19 protein-coding genes are annotated in these 18340 nt (G+C 64.8%); 9 read left to right on the top strand and 10 right to left on the bottom strand.

The window, feature by feature from the left end; all coding sequences use genetic code 11:
• From AWJ14_RS22655 to AWJ14_RS02250, 5 genes are all read left to right on the top strand, one after another.
• Nucleotides 1–413: carbohydrate ABC transporter permease (locus tag AWJ14_RS22655; RefSeq protein WP_245304096.1), on the top strand; the 413-nt coding region annotated here is incomplete at its 5' end.
• A 1-nt stretch (nucleotide 414) separates the two neighbouring features.
• Entirely contained in the window at nucleotides 415–1374 is a 960-nt protein-coding gene (locus AWJ14_RS02235) for a carbohydrate ABC transporter permease (RefSeq protein WP_066174326.1), read from the top strand.
• Nucleotides 1371–1643: a hypothetical protein gene (locus AWJ14_RS02240; protein ID WP_066174329.1), complete on the top strand. Its 273-nt coding sequence runs from the start codon at nucleotides 1371–1373 to the stop codon at nucleotides 1641–1643. The genes AWJ14_RS02235 and AWJ14_RS02240 overlap by 4 nt, the downstream gene beginning before the upstream one ends.
• On the top strand, nucleotides 1643–2731 hold the full coding sequence (locus AWJ14_RS02245) for an ABC transporter ATP-binding protein (RefSeq protein WP_066174332.1): 1089 nt from the start codon (nucleotides 1643–1645) through the stop codon (nucleotides 2729–2731). The genes AWJ14_RS02240 and AWJ14_RS02245 overlap by 1 nt, the downstream gene beginning before the upstream one ends.
• A complete protein-coding gene (locus AWJ14_RS02250) occupies nucleotides 2731–3822 on the top strand; it encodes an ABC transporter ATP-binding protein (protein WP_066174335.1) in 1092 nt (363 codons plus the stop codon). Before AWJ14_RS02245 ends, AWJ14_RS02250 begins: the two co-directional genes overlap by 1 nt.
• Before the next feature lie 93 nt (nucleotides 3823–3915).
• Here the strand turns inward: AWJ14_RS02250 and AWJ14_RS02255 are convergent, their stop codons facing one another.
• From AWJ14_RS02255 to AWJ14_RS02270, 4 genes are read right to left on the bottom strand one after another with little or no spacing between them, the layout of a single operon-like run.
• Nucleotides 3916–4899 (bottom strand): hydroxyacid dehydrogenase, encoded by a 984-nt coding sequence (locus AWJ14_RS02255; protein WP_066174338.1) that lies wholly within the window; start codon nucleotides 4897–4899, stop codon nucleotides 3916–3918.
• 29 nt (nucleotides 4900–4928) lie between these two features.
• Nucleotides 4929–5660: a FadR/GntR family transcriptional regulator gene (locus tag AWJ14_RS02260; protein WP_066174340.1), complete on the bottom strand. Its 732-nt coding sequence runs from the start codon at nucleotides 5658–5660 to the stop codon at nucleotides 4929–4931.
• Nucleotides 5657–6826, bottom strand: coding sequence for a mandelate racemase/muconate lactonizing enzyme family protein (locus AWJ14_RS02265; RefSeq protein ID WP_066174343.1), 1170 nt, complete (start codon nucleotides 6824–6826; stop codon nucleotides 5657–5659). The genes AWJ14_RS02260 and AWJ14_RS02265 overlap by 4 nt, the downstream gene beginning before the upstream one ends.
• Before the next feature lie 59 nt (nucleotides 6827–6885).
• Nucleotides 6886–7773, bottom strand: coding sequence for a sugar phosphate isomerase/epimerase family protein (locus tag AWJ14_RS02270; RefSeq protein WP_066174820.1), 888 nt, complete (start codon nucleotides 7771–7773; stop codon nucleotides 6886–6888).
• 246 nt (nucleotides 7774–8019) lie between these two features.
• Here AWJ14_RS02270 and AWJ14_RS02275 point away from each other — a divergent pair, with 246 nt between their 5' ends.
• The 3 genes from AWJ14_RS02275 (at nucleotide 8020) to AWJ14_RS02285 (ending at nucleotide 11295) form a co-directional block, all read left to right on the top strand.
• Nucleotides 8020–8865 carry a sugar phosphate isomerase/epimerase family protein gene (locus tag AWJ14_RS02275; RefSeq protein WP_066174346.1) on the top strand — a complete coding sequence of 282 codons (846 nt, stop codon included), beginning with the start codon at nucleotides 8020–8022 and terminating at the stop codon, nucleotides 8863–8865.
• A 172-nt stretch (nucleotides 8866–9037) separates the two neighbouring features.
• The gene (locus tag AWJ14_RS02280) at nucleotides 9038–10093 is read left to right on the top strand and encodes a sugar phosphate isomerase/epimerase family protein (RefSeq protein ID WP_066174351.1); all 1056 of its coding nucleotides are present in this window, start codon (nucleotides 9038–9040) and stop codon (nucleotides 10091–10093) included.
• A 14-nt stretch (nucleotides 10094–10107) separates the two neighbouring features.
• Entirely contained in the window at nucleotides 10108–11295 is a 1188-nt protein-coding gene (locus AWJ14_RS02285) for a Gfo/Idh/MocA family protein (protein ID WP_066174355.1), read from the top strand.
• 407 nt (nucleotides 11296–11702) lie between these two features.
• Here AWJ14_RS02285 and AWJ14_RS02290 read toward each other — a convergent pair whose 3' ends face one another.
• From AWJ14_RS02290 to AWJ14_RS02315, 6 genes are read right to left on the bottom strand one after another with little or no spacing between them, the layout of a single operon-like run.
• Entirely contained in the window at nucleotides 11703–12503 is an 801-nt protein-coding gene (locus tag AWJ14_RS02290) for a M55 family metallopeptidase (RefSeq protein WP_066174357.1), read from the bottom strand.
• Nucleotides 12500–13537, bottom strand: coding sequence for a DmpA family aminopeptidase (locus tag AWJ14_RS02295; protein WP_066174360.1), 1038 nt, complete (start codon nucleotides 13535–13537; stop codon nucleotides 12500–12502). Before AWJ14_RS02295 ends, AWJ14_RS02290 begins: the two co-directional genes overlap by 4 nt.
• 25 nt (nucleotides 13538–13562) lie before the next feature.
• Nucleotides 13563–14306, bottom strand: coding sequence for an amino acid ABC transporter ATP-binding protein (locus tag AWJ14_RS02300; RefSeq protein WP_066174363.1), 744 nt, complete (start codon nucleotides 14304–14306; stop codon nucleotides 13563–13565).
• 4 nt (nucleotides 14307–14310) lie between these two features.
• The gene (locus AWJ14_RS02305) at nucleotides 14311–15429 is read right to left on the bottom strand and encodes an amino acid ABC transporter permease (protein WP_066174365.1); all 1119 of its coding nucleotides are present in this window, start codon (nucleotides 15427–15429) and stop codon (nucleotides 14311–14313) included.
• A gap of 4 nt (nucleotides 15430–15433) precedes the next feature.
• Nucleotides 15434–16279 (bottom strand): ABC transporter substrate-binding protein, encoded by an 846-nt coding sequence (locus tag AWJ14_RS02310; RefSeq protein ID WP_066174368.1) that lies wholly within the window; start codon nucleotides 16277–16279, stop codon nucleotides 15434–15436.
• 33 nt (nucleotides 16280–16312) lie between these two features.
• The gene (locus tag AWJ14_RS02315; RefSeq protein WP_066174371.1) at nucleotides 16313–17176 is read right to left on the bottom strand and encodes a D-amino-acid transaminase; all 864 of its coding nucleotides are present in this window, start codon (nucleotides 17174–17176) and stop codon (nucleotides 16313–16315) included.
• A gap of 178 nt (nucleotides 17177–17354) precedes the next feature.
• Between AWJ14_RS02315 and AWJ14_RS02320 the strand changes: the two genes are divergently transcribed.
• Entirely contained in the window at nucleotides 17355–18326 is a 972-nt protein-coding gene (locus AWJ14_RS02320) for a LysR family transcriptional regulator (protein WP_066174373.1), read from the top strand.
• Nucleotides 18327–18340 lie beyond the last annotated feature (14 nt).

Genomic DNA, 18340 nt, shown 5'->3' on the forward strand with positions numbered 1-18340 from the left:
CGGACATGGCGCTCTACGCCATCGCCATCGTCGATATCTGGATGTGGGCGCCGTTCGTGATGCTGTTGTCGCTGGCGGGGCTTTCGGCGGTGCCCAAGCACCTCTACGAGGCGGCCGAAATCGACCGCGCCTCGGGGCTTTACACCTTCTTCCGCATCACGCTGCCGCTGGTGGCCCCGATCCTGATGATCGCCATCATCTTCCGAACCATGGAAGCCTTCAAGACCTTCGATCTCGCCTATGTGCTGTCGTCCCAGCCGACCACCGAACTGATCGCGATCCGGCTCTACAAGATGGCGTTCCAGGAATGGCAGACGGGCATGTCCTCGGCATTCGCCTACATCGTGCTGATCATGGTCGTGGCGATCACCAATATCTACGTGAAATACCTCAACAAAGTGAAGGCGCGCTGACATGGCTGGCGTACGCACATCCCGGGAAATCGTCTCGAACAGGATCGCCGTCGTGGCGGTGTTCGTGGCCCTCGCCATCATGCTGACCCCGATCTACTGGATCGCATCGACGGCCTTCAAGCCGCGCAATCTCGCCACCACGATCCCGCCGACGGTGGTGTTCGAGCCGACCGTCTCGCCCTTCGTCAAGCTCTTCACCAAGCGCTCGCAGCTGCGCGAGCAGCCCAGCCAGGAAGAATATGACGCGGCCCCCTGGTGGGAGAAGATGGTGTTCGACGGCGGCGAGAAGGTGGTTCGCAATGCCAAGACCGGAGATGTCACCCTGTCCGGCTATGGCGACCGTTTCACCAACTCGCTGATCATCTCCATCGTCTCGACGATGCTCGCCGTGTCGATGGGAACGCTGACGGCCTACGGATTCAGCCGCTTCAAGGTGGCGGGCGAGGACGACTGGCTGTTCTTCATCCTGTCGACCCGTATGCTCCCCCCCGTGGTGGTGGCGATCCCGATGTTCCTGATGTACCGCGTGGTCGGCCTCAATGACACGCATCTGGGCCTGATCATCGACACCGCCTTCAACCTGAGTTTTTCGGTGTGGATCATGAAGGGCTTCATCGACGAGATCCCGCGCGAATACGAGGAAGCGGCGCTGGTCGATGGCTACACGCGCATGCAGGCCTTCTTCAAGGTGGTGCTGCCCGAGGCGCTGACCGGCATGGCGGCCACCGCCGTGTTCTGCTTCATCACCGCGTGGAACGAATATGCCTTCGCGCTGATCATGACCAACCGCAACGCCCAGACGGCGCCGCCCTACATTCCCTCGCAGGTCGGCAGCGGGCTTCCCGACTGGACCGTGATCGCCGCCGGCACCCTGTTGTTCCTCATACCCGTTGCCATTTTCACTTTCCTCCTGCGCAACCACCTGCTGCGCGGCATGTCCTTCGGAGCGATCCGCAAATGAGTTTTCGCAAGTTCAACCAGCATATTCTCGCCCCGGCGGCGCAAGGCCTGATGATCTTCGGCATCATCTCGCTGTGCCAGCCCTGGAGCCTGTTCCTGCACAAATATGGCGTGACGCTCACGCTGATCGGGCTGGTGGCCTTTCTGGTCACCTCCAAGATCGCGCCGGAGCCGGACCCCGAGGAGGATTTCTTCGACGAGTCGCTCGATGTGCTTGAGATCAACCATGCCGCCCGCCCGGCAGGCTCCGGCACCGGGAGCAAAGGCTGATGGCGCAGATCGATATCCGCAACGTGCAGAAATTCTTCGGCCACCTGCAGGTGCTGAAGGATCTCAACCTGACCATCAAGGACGGCGAATTCGTGGTCATGCTCGGCCAGTCCGGCGGCGGCAAGACCACCGCCCTGCGCGCCATCGCCGGGCTTGAAACCGTAAGCTCCGGCCAGATCCTGATCGACGGCGTGGAAGTGCAGGACCGCAAGGCGGCCGACCGCGACATCGCCTTCGTGTTCCAGTCGTTTTCGCTCTACCCGCACATGACCGTGCGCGAAAACATCGCCTTCCCCCTGCGCGCCGTGCGCATGAATGCGGCCGACCGGGACAAGGCGGTGACCGAAGTGGCGTCCACGCTTCAAATCTCGCAGCATCTCGACCGCAAGCCGTCGGCGCTGTCGGGCGGCGACATGCAGCGCGTGGCGATCGGCCGGGCGCTGGTGCGCCGGCCGCAGGCCCTGCTGATGGACGAACCGCTCGGCGTGCTCGACGCCAAGCTGCGCGAACAGATGCGCGCCGAAATCAAGCGCCTGCACATCGCCCGCGGCTCGACCTCGGTCTATGTCACCCACGACCAGATCGAGGCCATGAGCCTCGCCGACCGCATCGTCATCCTGCATGACGGCGTGCTCCAGCAGGTGGGCGCGCCCGACGAGGTCTATCTGCACCCCACCAACCTGTTCGTGGCGACCTTTGTCGGTTCGCCGGTGATGAACGTCAACGGGGTCCGCATCGAGGGCAACAGCGTGATGCTGAACGACGCAAGCCGCGGCTTCACCTTTCCGGATCCGGTCCTTGCCGGGCTCAGCGGAGGAGCCGGCGGCATAACGATGGGCGTGCGCCCGGAAGCCGTCCTGCTCCGCCATGAGCCGGCGGAAGGCTATGTCCAGGCCGTGACCACCAATATCGAGCCGCTCGGCAGCCACGACATCGTCGATGCGCAGGTGGACGGCGCAGTGCTGCGCGCGCGCACCGAAAGCGGCTTCGTGACCGGGGAGGGCCAGACGCTCTGGGTCCGGATCGATCCCGCCCAGGCGCATTTCTTCGACACGGCCACGGGCCTCACATTGCGGGGAGCGAACTGATGGCCGATATCGCACTCAAGGGCATCACCAAGAAATTCGGGCCCAACACCGCCTTGCGCGATCTCGATCTCGACATCAAGGACGGCGAATTCTTCGTGCTTCTGGGGCAGACCGGAGCAGGCAAGACCACCACGCTGCGCGTCATCGCCGGACTGGAAAAGCCCAATTCCGGACAGGTCATGATCGATGGCCATGATGCCACCCACTGGAACGCCGCCGAGCGCGACGTGGCGCTGGTGCTGCAGCAATATTCGCTCTACCCGCGCATGACCGTGCGCGGCAATCTCGAGTTCCCGCTCAAGTCGCGCACCCACAATTTCACCGCCGCCGAGATCGCCGACCGCGTCAACCGGGTGGCGGAGACCTTGCGCATCACCCGCCTGCTCGACCGCAAGGTCGAACGCCTGTCGGGCGGCGAGATGCAGCGCGTCTCGATCGGCCGCGCGATCGTGCGCCAGCCGCGGGTGTTCCTGATGGACGAGCCGCTGTCGGCGCTCGACGCCAATCTGCGCGACGTGTTGCGGGTCGAACTCAAGAAGCTGCACAACGATCTGGGCGCCACCTTCGTGTTCGTCACCCACGACCAGGTCGAGGCGATGTCGATGGGCGACAAGATCGGCGTGCTCAACAGGGGCCGGCTGGTGCAGGTCGGCACACCGTCGGAAATCTACGCCAAACCGCTCAACACCTTTGTCGCCCGGGCGGTGGGCACCCCGCCGATGAACCTGATGGACGGGGTGCTGACGGGGGATGGGGCGCTGCTGGACATGGGCGGCTTCAAGCTTCCGATCGCCGAGCGTCACGGTCCTGACGGCCACCGGTTGCGCTTCGGCATAAGGCCGGAAAACATGGTTCTCTCCGACGACGGCCCGGCAGCCGCCCGGGTGTTCGACATCGAAAACCACGGGGTTCTGAAAATCCTGACCCTCGACGTCAACGGAACCCATCTGCATGCGACCGTCTCCGCACAGACCCAGGTGCATATCGACGAGACCGTGAAATTTGGCTGGAAGCCCGACAAGGTCCTGTCCTTCGATCCGTTGACCGGCATGAATCTCGGCCTCGGTCAGGAGGGGCGGGACAGCGTTTAGAGCGCTCTCCCAGGGCGCGGAGCGGTTCGTCCGGACCAAAGGGGGTGTCCGGGCGGGCCGTTCCCGCATTTGTGGCCAGCTTTGCGCTGCCGCTCAGGCCGTCATGCCGAAACGGCTCCGGTATGCCGGCCAGACCTCCGGGTTGCAGAAATTGAGCGGCATGTCGCCGGCCAGAATCCGGCGCGTCTCCATGACCACGCCCTGCCCCATCCGCAGCATGCTTTCCTCCGTGATCCCGGCCATGTGCGGGGTCAGGATCACGGTGCGAAGCGTGAGCAGAGGATGGTCGCGCGGCAGCGGCTGGCGGTCGAACACGTCGATCGCCGCGCCGCCAAGGCGCCCCTCTCGGAGCGCGGCCAGCAGCGCTGCCTCATCGACCACCGGACCGCGCGCGACATTGACCAGGATCGCGCCCTCCCGCATGCGCGCCAATTCGGCGGCCCCGATCAGGCCACGGGTCTCGTCGGTGAGCGGACAGCACAGCGCCACGACATCGCTCTGCGCCAGAAGATGGGTGAGATCGCACGCTTCCGCCCCCGCCGGCAGATCGTTGGGCCGCGAGGTCAGGGCAAGCACCCGCATGCCGAAACCGTGATAGGCGATGCGATGCAGTGCACGGCCGACATTGCCCATGCCGACGATGCCGAGCGTCCGGCCGCTCAATTCCCGGCCATGGTCGGAATGGGCCCGCGCCGTTGCCCATCCGCCGGACCTGAGGTCAGCGCTCACTTCGGGATATTTCCGCAACAGCGCGAGCGCCGACCAGATGCAATGCTCGGCCACGGTGACCGCGTTCACGCCCGGCACATTCGCCACCAGAACGCCTGCGCGGGTGGCAGCCTCGACCGGGATCATGTCGAGCCCCGCCCCATGCCGCACGGCCGCCCTGAGCTCGGGTTCGCGCGGAAAAATCTCCGCCGGGATCGGCGCGCGCACCACGATGATCGAAGCGCCAGCGCTTTCCTCGATGATCGCTTCGGGCGTGGGCTCGCTGGCGATCACCAGCGTGCCGAGATCACGCAAATCGCGGGTCACCTCAGGGTGCAGCGGGTGAGTTGAAAAGATCACGTCGGACATCGCATCCCGCTGTCATTGAGTTGAAGGGATCACACATGCGCCCGCGGCAGCGCATCCTGCAACGGGTTTTTCTCACCGCTGGCTTCGAGGATCTCGGTCCAGTAGCTCTGCGCCCGGCCCAGATGGGTGTTCATCAGCGCCTGGGCGAGGATGCTGTCGCGCCGGTACAGCGCGTCGAAGATCTGCATGTGTTCGTTGTGCGACTTGATGTTGCGCTCGACCTTGCCGAAATAGATCGGCAACCGCTGTTCGCTGGCCGCATAAAAGCTCGAACAGATCTTGTAGAACATCTCATTCTGGGTGGCGCGCACGATCTCGAGGTGAAACTCGCCATCGAGCCGGTGCAACCCGAGCCCGTCAGCGATCTGCTTTTCCGAGCGGGCGAGAATGTCGCGCAGCCGGTCGAGATTGTCGTCGGTCGCGCGCTGGGCGGCGAGTTCCGCAGCCTTGATCTCGTGGATCTTGCGCAGTTCCACCGCTTCGAAGATCTGCCGCGGCATCAGTTGCACGCCCGCGCGCGCGAGCAGCGCCATCGAACTAAGGCCCGCCGAATCCATGGTGAGATAGATGCCCGACTTGGCGCGCCGCTCGATCAGTTGCAGCGCTTCGAGGATCGCCAGCGATTCCCGCACCTGGCCGCGGCTGACCGCAAAATGCTCGGCGAGTTCCCGCTCGGAGGGCGCCTTGTCTCCATTGGCGCCGGCCGTCTTGACGATATGGGCCACGAGGGCGGGGAGGAATTCGCTTTCGGTATTGTTCATAAGGGTCTGGCGTATTTCTGCAGGATGGCTTCGCGGATCGTGAAGCCGAGGCCCGGCTTTTCAGGGAATGCGATCATGCCATCGCGGGCTTCGACCGTTTCGTCAATGATATCATGTATCATCGGATTGGCGCCAAGGGAAAACTCGACCGTGAAGCTCGCCGGCGATGCGGCGCAGACATGCAGCCCCGCGAAGAAGCAGGGCGCGCCCGCCCACAGATGCGGCGCAAGCCGCAAGTTGAACGCCGAGGCAATGGTGCCGATGCGCATGGCTTCGGTGATGCCGCCGCAAAAGGCCGGATCGGGCTGGAAGATGTCGGCCGCCCTCAGAACGGCGAGATCGCGAAAGGCATAGCGCGTCGCTTCGCTTTCCCCGGTGGCGACCGGGATCGGCACAGCCGCGCGCAGTTCGGCAATGCCGGCCTTGTCGTCGGCGATGATCGGTTCCTCGAACCAGGCAAGATCGCAATCCGCGACCAGATGCGAAAACCGTTTGGCTTCCGCGACCGTGTAGGTGCCATGGGCATCGACGGCGAGTTCGATGTCCGGGCCGATCGCCTTGCGCGCCGCCCGGACGCGCTGCGCCGACACATGCGGCGCGGCGTCCATCGCGCCCACCCGCATCTTCACCGCCCTGAACCCGGCGGTGTCGATATAGGATTGCAGCTGCTCGCCGATCTTGTCCGCCCCGGCCCATCCGCCGGAAGCATAGGCCTGCATCCGGTCCGCCTTGCGTCCGCCGAGAAGCTTCCAGACCGGCTTGCCCTCGGACTTGCCCAGAATGTCCCACAGCGCGATGTCGATGGCGCTGATGGCCGCAACGGTGAGCCCCCGCCGCGCCATCTCCGGCATGGCATGGCCCGCCATCGCCGCCTTGTGCGCGCGCACGCCGTTGTAGAGATCTTCCCAGATGAAGGCGATATCGGCCGGGTCGCGGCCGATGATGCGCGGACCGAAATCCTCATTCAGCAGCCGCACCAGGGTGGCGTAGTCTCCGGAGCTGCCGGCGGCATTCTTGCCCTCCCCCCAGCCCACCAGCCCATCATCGGTCTCGATGCGCAGGATGGCGCTGTCGAAGGTGCGCAGGGTCCCGAAATCGCTGGTGTGCTGGCGGGCCTGCTCGATCGGGATCTGGATCCACCGCGCCTCAACGGATTTGACTTTCATGACAGGGACCCTCGCATCCCGGCGGCGGACCACCCGCCCCGGCAGACCGCCTCCAAGCTTTACTTGATCAACGGCAAGATCGTTTCTGCCGTGATCCGCATCTGGTCCGAGTAGAACTTCTCCGTAAGTAGGCTCGAGCCATGATCCTGGATGAATTTGAGCTGCTCGGGCGAGATGTCGACCGGATCGCGCTCGACCATGTCGGGATAGATCGCGGCCGGCGTGCGGTCGACCGGGGCGACGAACTCGTTGGTGAGCGCGCCGTCATAGCCGATCTCCTTGAGGGTGGCCACGATCTTGGGCCAGTCGAGATGGCCAAGACCGGCGGCGAAGCGGTTGTTGTCGGCAACATGGAAATCATAGAGCCGTTTGCCAGCAAGCCGGATGGCGTCGTAGATGTCGGATTCTTCCATGTTGAGGTGATAGGCGTCGAGGCACACGCCGCAATCGGGGTGCACCGCATCGGCGAGCGCCAGCGCCTGGGCGCAGCGGTTGAAGATATAGGTCTCGAAGCGGTTGAGCGGCTCGATGGCGATCTTCACCCCCACCTTCTGGGAATGCGCAAAACATTCCTTGGTGGCGTCGACCAGCCATCCCCATTCCTCGGCTTCGGTCGCATCGGGCTGCACCTTGCCCACGGTCGCCGGCACCAGCGTGATGATCTCGCCCTCGAGTTCGCTCACCATGGTCAGCACGCTTTTCACGTAATCGACCGTGCGCGCACGCTGGCCTTCGTCCTTGGCGGCGAGGTTCCGCTCGCCGAGCGTCAGCGTCACCGCGCCCCAGCAGCGAATGCCATGCTCCTTGAGCAGCGCCCGGGTTTCCTTGGTGTCGTACTGGGTCGGCTCGCCGGAAATCTCGATGCTCTCATAGCCGAATTGCTTGATGCGCCGAAGCGTGACCTCAAGCGGCTCGGCCCGCATCCAGTTGTGTGTCGACAGGTGCATGCTCATCCTCCCTGGAAGCAGGGCTCCTCCACCCCGCACTCATTGCAAACGCCATTCTGGTTAGACCAATTAATCCGGATTTTTCACATAATCAAGCCTGAGATGAGATTTTGCAGAGCGATTTCCAACAAAATCCGTGTATTTTCCACCTTGCGCACCGATTGGAAAAATGATGTCGTAGCAGCCTTGAGTTTTTGGTATTACCAGATTAGTTCGAATGCATATGCGTGGAACGGGGAGACCGGCGTGAAAATCGGCATGAACATGTTCTTGTGGACCACCCATGTCGGCATGGAACACCACGCGCTGCTGGCGCAGCTGAAGGCGTGCGGCTTCGACGGCGTGGAAATCCCGATCTTCGAGGGCGACGTCGCCCATTACCGCACGCTGGCAACCATGCTCGACGATCTCGGCCTTGAGCGCACGGCAGTCACCGCCATGGGCGACCCTTCGATGAACCTGATCGGCACGGCCCAGGAGCGGGCCAGGGGCGTCGATTACATGCGCGCCACGCTCGACAAGACCCAGGCGCTCGGCGCCAGCCTGATCTGCGGGCCGATGCATTCCACGCTCGGGCATTTTTCCGGCAGCGGGCCGACCGAAGAGGAATTCGCCCGCTCCGCCGGCTCGCAGCGCCAGATCGGCGCCCATGCCGCCGATCTCGGCATCACCATCGCGCTGGAAGCGCTCAACCGCTTCGAATGCTACCTCGTCAACACCATGGACGGTCTCGCCGCCCATCTCGCCGAGATCGACCATCCGAATATCCGCGCGATGTATGACACGTTCCACGCCAATATCGAGGAAACCGATCCGATCGGCGCCCTCACCCGCAATGCCGGCGTCGTGGCCCATATCCACATTTCGGAAAACGATCGCGGGGTACCCGGCCGCGGCAATATACCTTGGGCCGAAACCTATGCCGCAATCCGCGACATCGGCTATGATGGATGGCTGACGATCGAGAGTTTCGGCCGCGGCCTGCCGGAACTGGCTGCGGCCACCAGGGTATGGCGCGACTTTGCCGAAAGCCCCGAGGCAGTGTATCGGGAGGGATACGACCATATCCGCCGCTCGCTCGGCGGCCGCTAGGGAAGCCGCACCAGCTCCCCTCGCGGGACACGAAAGATGGGGGACGACATCGGCGGGAAAGCCCGCCTGTTGCGGATCGTCCGGGTCCGCCAATCCAGGGGCGCAGACCGCGCGCCTCCCAACACAAGCGCCGCAAACGGCGCAGCAAACTTCAGTCTGGAGGTAACGACCAATGAAAACCATCAAGGGCCCCGCACTGTTCCTGGCACAATTTGCCGGCGACGACGCGCCGTTCAATTCCTGGAAATCGATCACCAAATGGGCCGCCGATTGCGGCTACAAGGGCGTTCAGGTGCCAAGCTGGGACGGCCGCCTGATCGATCTCGCCAAGGCCGCCGCATCGAAGGACTATTGTGACGAGTTCAAGGGCGTCGCCGCGGAGAACGGCGTCGAGGTGACGGAGCTGTCGACGCATCTTCAGGGCCAGCTGGTCGCCGTGCACCCGGCCTATGACGAGGCCTTCGACGGCTTTGCCGCGCCCGAGGTGCGGGGCAACCCCAAGGCGCGCCAGCAATGGGCGGTCGAGCAGGTGAAGATGGCGCTCAAGGCCTCGCAGCACATGGGCATCGGCGCGATGGCGTCCTTCTCCGGCGCGCTCGCCTGGCCCTATATCTATCCCTGGCCGCAGCGGCCGGCGGGCCTGGTCGAGACCGCCTTCGACGAACTCGCCAAGCGCTGGCGTCCGATCCTCGACCACGCCGAAGAGTGCGGCGTCGACGTCTGCTACGAGATCCACCCGGGCGAAGACCTGCATGACGGCGTCACCTTCGAGATGTTTCTCGAGCGCGTCGGCAACCACGCGCGCTGCAACATGCTCTACGATCCGTCGCACTATGTGCTGCAGTGCCTCGACTACATCGACAACATCGACATCTACAAGGACCGCATCAAGATGTTCCACGTCAAGGATGCGGAGTTCAATCCGACCGGGCGGCAGGGCGTCTATTCGGGCTACCAGTCCTGGGTCGACCGGGCCGGACGGTTCCGGTCGCTGGGGGACGGCCAGGTCGATTTCGGCGCGATCTTCTCGAAGATGGCCGCCAATGATTTCGACGGCTGGGCCGTGGTCGAATGGGAATGCTGCCTCAAGCACCCCGAAGACGGTGCGCGCGAAGGCGCGCAATTCGTCGCCGACCACATCATCCGGGTAACCGAGCGGGCCTTCGACGATTTCGCCGACGGCGGCACCGACGAGGCCGCCAACCGCCGCATGCTCGGCATTTCGTAAGCGGGAGGCGGACCATGGCAATCGAAGGAACCTCAACCGCAGCCTCGCGGCGCATCCGGCTCGGCATGGTCGGCGGCGGCCGCGATGCCTTCATCGGCGGCGTGCACCGCATCGCCTCGCGCATAGACGACCGCTATGAGCTGGTAGCCGGCGCCTTCTCCTCGACGCCCGAGAAATCGAAGGCCTCTGCCGCCGATCTCGGCGTGGCGCCGGACCGGGCCTATGGCGACTATGTCGAAATGGCCAAGCGCGAGGCGCGGCTCAAGAACGGCATCGAAGCGGTGGCGATCGTCACCCCCAACCACATGCACTATCCGGTGGCGCGCGAGTTCCTCAAGCGCGGCATCCATGTGATCTGCGACAAGCCGCTGACTTCGACGCTCACCGACGCCCGCAAGCTTGCCAAGGCGGCGGAGGCCTCGGGCGCGCTGTTCGTGCTCACCCACAACTACACCGGTTACCCGATGATCCGGCAGGCCCGCGACATGATCGCCAGCGGCGAACTCGGCACGATCCGGCTGGTGCAGGTCGAATATGCCCAGGACTGGCTCTCGGAGAACCTCGAAGAGACCGGCCAGAAGCAGGCGGGTTGGCGCACCGACCCGGAGCGCTCGGGCCTCGGCGGCTCGACCGGCGACATCGGCACCCACGCCTTCAATCTCGCAAGCTTCGTCTCGGGCCTCAAGCTCGAGGAACTCTGCGCCGATCTCGACGCCTTTGTCGAAGGCCGCAGGGTTGATGACAACGGCCATGTGCTGATGCGCTTCGAGGGCGGGGCCAAGGGCATGCTCTGGTGCAGCCAGGTGGCGCCGGGCAACGAGAATGCGCTCAAGCTCCGGATCTACGGCACCAAGGGCGGGCTGGAATGGGCGCAGGAAGACCCGAACTATCTCTGGCACGCGCCGCTGGGCCAACCCAAGCGCCTGCTCACGCGCAACGGCGCCGGCGCCACCGCGGCCTGCCAGCGCATGAGCCGGATCCCGGGCGGCCATCCCGAAGGCTATCTCGAGGGCTTCGCCAATATCTATACCGAAGCCGCGGAAGCGATCCGGGCGCGTCAGGCCGGAAAGCCCGCGCCGTCCGAAGTCATGTTCCCCGGCATCGAGGACGGTCTTGCGGGCGTGGCCTTCGTCACCGGCTGCGTGGAGTCCTCGCGCAAGGGCGCGGCCTGGGTGAAGTTCGCCAATTACATGCGCCGATAGCACTCGGCGCCTGACCCGGCCAGGACATCGGCGTGCAGCTTCTCGTCCCCGATCAGGGATCACGAACGCTGCGCGCCGCTGTTCGTGTTGCGGCACCCGCAGGGTCTGCCACCGCAGGGCCTTACCATTCAGCTTGGCACCAGCCGATCTCGACATCCGTCGCTGCACTTCAGGTTGAGATCCTACTTGCCGACGACGCTCGGAACTTGAAGCCCCGGGACTCGTGCCACAGAAGACCTGGGGGAGAAGCGCAATGGACCAACGAGCCCTGCTTTCACGACGCGCTGTGGAACAGGCCACCCGGCGCGCACGGCAGGGGCCTTGTCCCGGCATCCAGACCGGCCCTTGAGCCGGAAGACCGCCGGGCACGCCCATGCCAAAGATCGGCTCTTGTGCCGGCAACCTCGTCAGGCGGTCAGGAAGCGCAAGGCCCGTTGGATTTCGAAAAACTCCGCGGCCTTGAACGCGACCGAACGGTCCTTGCGCAGCTCGGCGCCGGGATACCAGGACACGCGCCAGGCATCGGTCGGATTGGCGAATTCGACCACGACCTCGAAGGGGCCTTCCAATCCCGGAATCCGCTCCGACGGCGCAGCCGACAGCGCAGCCTCGACGCCGTCGCGGATCGCCTCCCGCGCCCGGGCCGGGCTGATCGAGAGAGCCGCGCGGCCGAACCCTTCAAGCGTCGCCACGGTGGCTATCCCCGGCACCAGCGCCTGCGCGTCGGCACAGATTTCGGCGTCACCGGACAGGAACACCGACGGCACCCGGTAGCGGGCGGCGCACAGGGCATTCATGGTGAATTCCGACACCACCGCACCGTTGAGCAGGAGCCGCGAGATCCGCAGCGTGCTGGTGTGGGCGAGCGGATTGGCTTCCGAACCGGCCTTGGCGTGATAGCCCGTGTAGAGGCAGGCGGTAAAATCCGGCGAAAGCCCGAACATCATGCTGTCGGGATGGCCCGACCAGCCGCGCATCACCCGGGCATAGGCGGGAAGCCGGTCGAGCCGCAGGTTGCGGCCACTGTCATGCGCATCCTTGACCATGATCTCGGTGGCGCCCGCGGCGCGCGCACCCTCGCAGGCCGCGACCACTTCCGCCGTCATCAGCTCGCGGAATTCCTGGTAGTCGGCGTGGGTGCGTTCCGCCTCGTCCCAATGGGCGATGCCCGCGGTGCCCTCGATATCGGCAGAAATGAAGATCTTCATGGTCGATTGGCCTCCGCCCAGTCGGCAAGGGAAGGAAAGCTGCGGCCCGACCGGCCCGCGGTCGCGGGGCTCGCGCACAGTGCGTTGAGCACCGCCTCCTGCGTGGCTTCAGTGGCTGCCCGGAACGGGATGTCGATATGCCGGTCGGCGATCCGCGCCACCGACTGGAAATCCGGGCCGTCATGGGCCACCGGATCGGCGGTGGTGAATCCGAGCGCGATGTCACCAGAGCCGTGCCCCCAGAAAGCGCCGAGTCGGGCGAGCCCCGCGCCCGCACGCCGCGTCACGCGCTGAAGCTGGCGGTCGGACAGCGGCAGGTCGGTGGCGAGCAGGACGATCACCGATCCCTTTTCCGGAGCCGCGGGGCCGCGCGGGTCCGGCCGGCGGCCATCCGGCAGCACGAGGTCGCCCGCCCGCCCGAAATTGGCGAGCACCAGCGCGCCGAGCATGTGGTCGCGACCGCCGATGCGCATCTTTCGCGACGCGGTTCCGATGCCGGCCTTGAACCCGAAGGCGGTCATGCCCGTCCCCGCGCCGACCGCGCCCTGCGCAACCGGACCGGAGGCTGCCGCGTCGAGCGCTTGATCGGCATGCTGCGGCGTGACCGCCAGCGCCTGGATGTCGCTGATGGCGCCGTCATTGCATTCGAGCACGACCGCGTTGACGGTCGAGGTCTCCCGTCCGATCGCGGGATTGGCCGCGATCGCGCGCCGGACCAGCGCCTCCGTGCAGGCCGACACCCCGAATGTATTGGTCAAAAGGAGCGGCGTCTCGATCGTGCCGAGTTCGGCGACCTGGACCAGTCCCGCCGATTTGCCGAAGCCGTTGATGATCTCGACGGCCGCCCGCACCTTGAGACGGAACGGGTCGTCCCCGTGCGGCAGCACCGCGGTCACCCCGGTCGCAAGGCCGTTGCCCGACAGCGTGTGATGGCCCACGCGCACGCCCTCGACGTCGGTGATGGCGTTGAGCGGCCCCGGCGCGAGGCTGTTGGGGCCGTCGCTCCACAGATGGAGGTCGCGCGCTGTGGTCATGTCCGGTCCTTCCCGTTCGGGCGGCCTAGAGCCGCCCGGCTTTTCTCAGGCTGCGCAGGAAGGCCTGGGTGCGTTCGCCCTGCGGATTGCCGAGGATGTCGGCCGGCGGTCCCTGCTCGTAGACCTTGCCCGCCTGCAGGAAGCATATCCGATCCGCCACTTCGCGCGCAAAGCCCATTTCGTGGGTGGCAAGGATCATCGTCATGCCGCCGGCGGCAAGGTCGCGGACGATGTCGAGCACCTCCGAGACCAGTTCCGGATCGAGCGCCGAGGTGATCTCGTCGAGAAGCAGCAGCATCGGCTCCATCATCAGCGCCCGCACGATGGCGACACGCTGCTGCTGGCCGCCCGACAACCGGTCGGGATAGTCGTTGGCTTTGTGGGTCAGCGCGATCCGCTCGAGAAAGGCCATCGCCTTTTCCTCGGCCTCGCGGCGGCTCATGCCCAGCACCTTGGTCGGCGCAAGGATCGTGTTCTCCAGAACCGTCATGTGCGGAAACAGGTTGTAGCCCTGGAACACGATGCCGATGTCGCGGCGCAACCGGTCGAGATCCACGCCGGGTCCGGTGATCCGGTCGCCATGGATGCGGATCTCGCCCGACGAGATTTCCTCGAGCCGGTTGACGCAGCGGAGCAGCGTGGACTTGCCGCAGCCCGAAGGCCCGATCAGGCAGATCACCTCGTGCTCCTCGATATCGAGCGAAAAGTCGGAGATGACCTCAAGGTGGTCGTAGCGTTTGGTAACGTGGTCGATTTCGACGAGCGCCATCGGTCTATCCTCCTGCCCGCATGCGCCGGCGGTCCCGTTCGCTGAGCTTGTCGACGATGCGCGCCTGCGGAATTGTCACCGCGATGAACAGGATCGCGACGGTGGTCACCGCAGACAGGTTGAAGTTATTGGCGGCGATGATCTTGGCCTGGTTGAAGGCGTCGATCGCGCCGATGATGGCGACGAGCGCCGTGTCCTTCTGCAGGCTGATGCAGTTGTTCATCAGCGGCGGGATGATGTTGCGCACGGCCAGCGGCACCACCACGTAACGCATGGTCTTGACGTGGCTGAGCCCCAGCGAGCGGGCAGCGGCGACCTGGCTGTGATGCACGCCTTCGATGCCCGCCCGGTAGATCTCGGATGTGTAGGCACCGTAGGTCAGCGTCAGCGCGATGATGGCGTAGGACGTGCTCGACAGGTCCGACAGGAACGGCAGGTTGGTGAGCGGCAGCCCGAAGCCGATCAGATAGATGGTGATGATCGCCGGCAACCCGCGAAACAGATCGCCATAAGCGATCGCCAGAACCCGCAACGGCCGGCCAGCCGCCCCAGGCAAGGTGCGGGCAAGCGCAATCACCAGCGCCCAGACGAGGATCAGCACCGCCGAGACGGAGAAGATCAGGATATTGGTGCCGAAGGCGCGCAGCACCTTGCCGGCCGAATCGCGGATCAGCACAAGATCGAAAAAGGTTCGGCTGACGGCGGCGTCATTGACCACCATGAACCAGGCGCCGGCGGTGACGATCAGCAGCGCCCCCGTCCAGGCAAGCGCTTTCCACGAGCGCGTCGAGGCCTCGTCGCCCAGCAGGCGGGCGGTGTGAACATCCTCCTGCCGCCCGGCGGCAAGGGATTTCAGGAAGGCGCTTGCCGCCATGACCAGCACCAGCGCCGCAACCAGCGCCGCAATCATGCCCGGCAGCGAGGCAGCCACCGGCGACACCCCCTGGGACACGGCATAACTGCCGATATGCTGCGCCGAGGCGGCGACGACCAGACAGGTCAGGGCCGAAAGCATGAGCGTGAAGCTCGCCCGACCCCTGTAGGTTTTCGTGGAGCGTCGGGCGCGCCATTCGGCGGCGCGCCCTGCTTCATCCTGCGATACCAAGATGATGTGATCGGTCATCGGATCAGTTTTTCCAGACCGGGACATCCTCGGGCTTCAGGCCGCCACGCGCGGCCGCAAGATACTCTTCCTCAAGTGCGGCCAGCGTGCCGTCGGCCGCCATGTCGGCGATGATCCGGTCGATCACTTCCGCCTGCTTGGCGCCCTTGGGGTAGACGCCTGCCGTATCGCGGCCGCCCGCATACTGGCCGACGACCTTGAGCCGGCCATTGGAATTGGAGACCTGACCGAGCACGACCGAGATGTCGGTCATGACCACATCGACATTGCCGGCAGCCAGCGCGGTGAACATCGCACCCGTGTCGTCGAACACCGACAGCTGCGCCTCGGGCAGGTTTTCCTGCACCCAGTCGACCATGATGGTGCCAGCCTGGGTGCCAAGCTTGGCCTGCTTGATGCTGGTCTCGTCGATATCGGAATCCGCGCGCACGGCGAGGCCGAAGGCACCGCGGGCATAGGGCGTCGAGAAATCGACCACCTTCTTGCGCGGCTCTGTGACCGAAATCAGCGCAAGCGCGATGTCGAAAGCCTTGTTCTGGCCGGCAACGATCGAATCGAACGAAGCGTTCTTGAGCACGACCTTGTCGAGGCCCAGGCGCGAGGCGATGTTGACCGCCATGCAGAACTCGCGCCCACTGGTCACCGTCTCGGGCGTGTCACCATTGAACTCGCCGACCGCCGGCAGGTTGATGACGACAGTGAACTGGCCGGGGACGGCGGGTTCGATCTGCTCGGTGCCGGCCTTGCCGAACAGCTTGCAATCGCCATAGCCTTCGGTGGCCAGCGTCGGGGTTGCGAGGGCCAGGAATGCGCCGAGCGCGGAGCCGAGATATTTTACCTTGTTGTTCATTTCGTTCCCTTTTTGGTTCAGCTTGTTGATCGTTCAGAGAGTCATGGCCTCGCGGATGCCCGCTGCATCGAGGTAATAGGCTTGCAGTTTCCGGGTCAGCGGCCCCGGCTCGCCACCGCCCAGCAACGTTTCGCCGATGCGGACCACCGGCGTGACGAAGCTGGATGCGGATGTCTGGAAGGCCTCGACGGCGCTCTGCGCTTCGGCGAGGCTGAAACTTCTTTCCTCGACCACCAGGCCCTGGGCCTCGCACAGCCGCATCAGCGCCCGGCGGGTGCAGCCGGGGAGAGTGGCGTGCGAGTTGGCGCGCGTGACGATGCGGCGGTCGTCCGGAATGATGAAGGCGGTGGAGGAAGCCCCTTCGGTCACGGTGCCGTTTTCGACGAACCAGACGTCGTCGAACCCGCGGGCGCGCGCCTCCCGCTTGGCCATCACCTGGCCGAGCAGCATGGCCGTCTTGATGTCGCGCCGGGCCCAGCGCGGATCGGGAGCGATGTCGACAGCAACGCCATTGCGTTGCGCCTTGGTATCCCGGAGCGCCTTGGCCTGGGTGAAGGCCACGAAGGTCGGCGTGAGATCCGCAGCGTAGAGGAACTCGCGATCCGCTTCCCCGCGCGAAACCTGAAGATAGACGGCGCCTTCCATGAGATTGTTGCGTGCAATCAGTTCACGCTGGATCTCGACAATGCGGTCGAGCGGCATCGGCAACGGGATCGAAAGCTCCGTCAGCGAACGGGCGAAGCGCGCCAGATGCAGGTCGTTGTCGATCATGCGGCCGCCCAGGACGGCGGTCACTTCATAGGCCGCGTCGCCAAACAGGAAGCCCCGATCGAAGAGACCGATCCTTGCCTTTTCCTCGGGCACGAACTCATTGGCACAGTAGACGACTCTTCCCATTTCAGCAGCGGTCCCAGCAGTTTTCAACTGGCAACCGACTATGAACAGGGCCGGAAACTTGTCCAATTCGCATTGGGCAGTTCTCGATGCAAAAATTGCATACTTAACGCAAATCAATGGATTACAGGAGGAATTCGGCTATGATTTCGGGTTCGGGAGCAGAAGGAGCGCGATCTTCATGGAACTCAAATGGCTCGAAGACTTCGTCACGCTTGCGGAGACGTCGAGCTTTTCGCGGGCCGCCGAGATCCGCAATGTCACGCAGCCCGCCTTCAGCCGGCGCATCAAGCAGCTCGAGGTCTGGCTCGGAACGCCGCTGATCAACAGGGGCATGCTGCCGGCGGAACTCACCCTGGCGGGACGCACCTTCCTGCCGATCGCGCAGAACACCATCCGCACGCTCCAGGCCGCACGCGAAACGCTGCAGCCCAATTCGGAAGCCGGCATGGTCTGTTTTGCGGCGCTGCACACGCTGACCGTCACTTTCGTCCCGGCGTGGCTGCAACTGCTCGAGAAGAAGTCACCCGAGACCCGCTTGTCGCTGATCCCCGACCGCGGTGGAATCGAGGCCAACCTGGCCGCGCTGACCGATGGCGAAGTCGATTTCTTTCTCACCTATGCCCATCCGCGGGTCCCCTTTCATCTCGACCGCGAGCAGTTCGATTTTCTTTCGGTCGGGCATGACCGCCTGATCCCGGTGGCCGCGCCGCGCGTGCGATTGCAGGCCGAGAAATGGGTCGATGGCGCAGGCCTGCTCGACAAGGCAGTGACTGAGGGCCTGATGCTGCCCTATCTGAGCTATGGGTTCAGTTCGTTCTTCGGCGTCGCCCTTGGCCGGCTATTCGTCGAACGGCCAAATTTCCGCCGCCGGCCGGTGCATGAGAACTCGATCAGCGCCGGGCTGAAGACAGTCGCGCTGACCGGCGCCGGCATCTGCTGGCTGCCGGAAAGCCTGATCCTCGAAGAACTCGCGACCGGCGCCCTGGTGCGCGTGTCCGCCCGGGAAGACTGGATCCTCGATCTCGACATCCATCTCTACCGGCATCTCGGCAACCAGAGCCGGATCGTCAAGGCTTTCTGGCAGACGGCCAACGCCATTCTGGCCGACACCCGGCAGGAGCGGCCTGCGGACGCTCCTTCGCCCGGGTGATCACCGGGCACGCG

Origin of the sequence: Parahoeflea olei, from assembly GCF_001703635.1 — a bacterium.
GTDB classification, from domain to species: domain Bacteria; phylum Pseudomonadota; class Alphaproteobacteria; order Rhizobiales; family Rhizobiaceae; genus Hoeflea; species Hoeflea olei.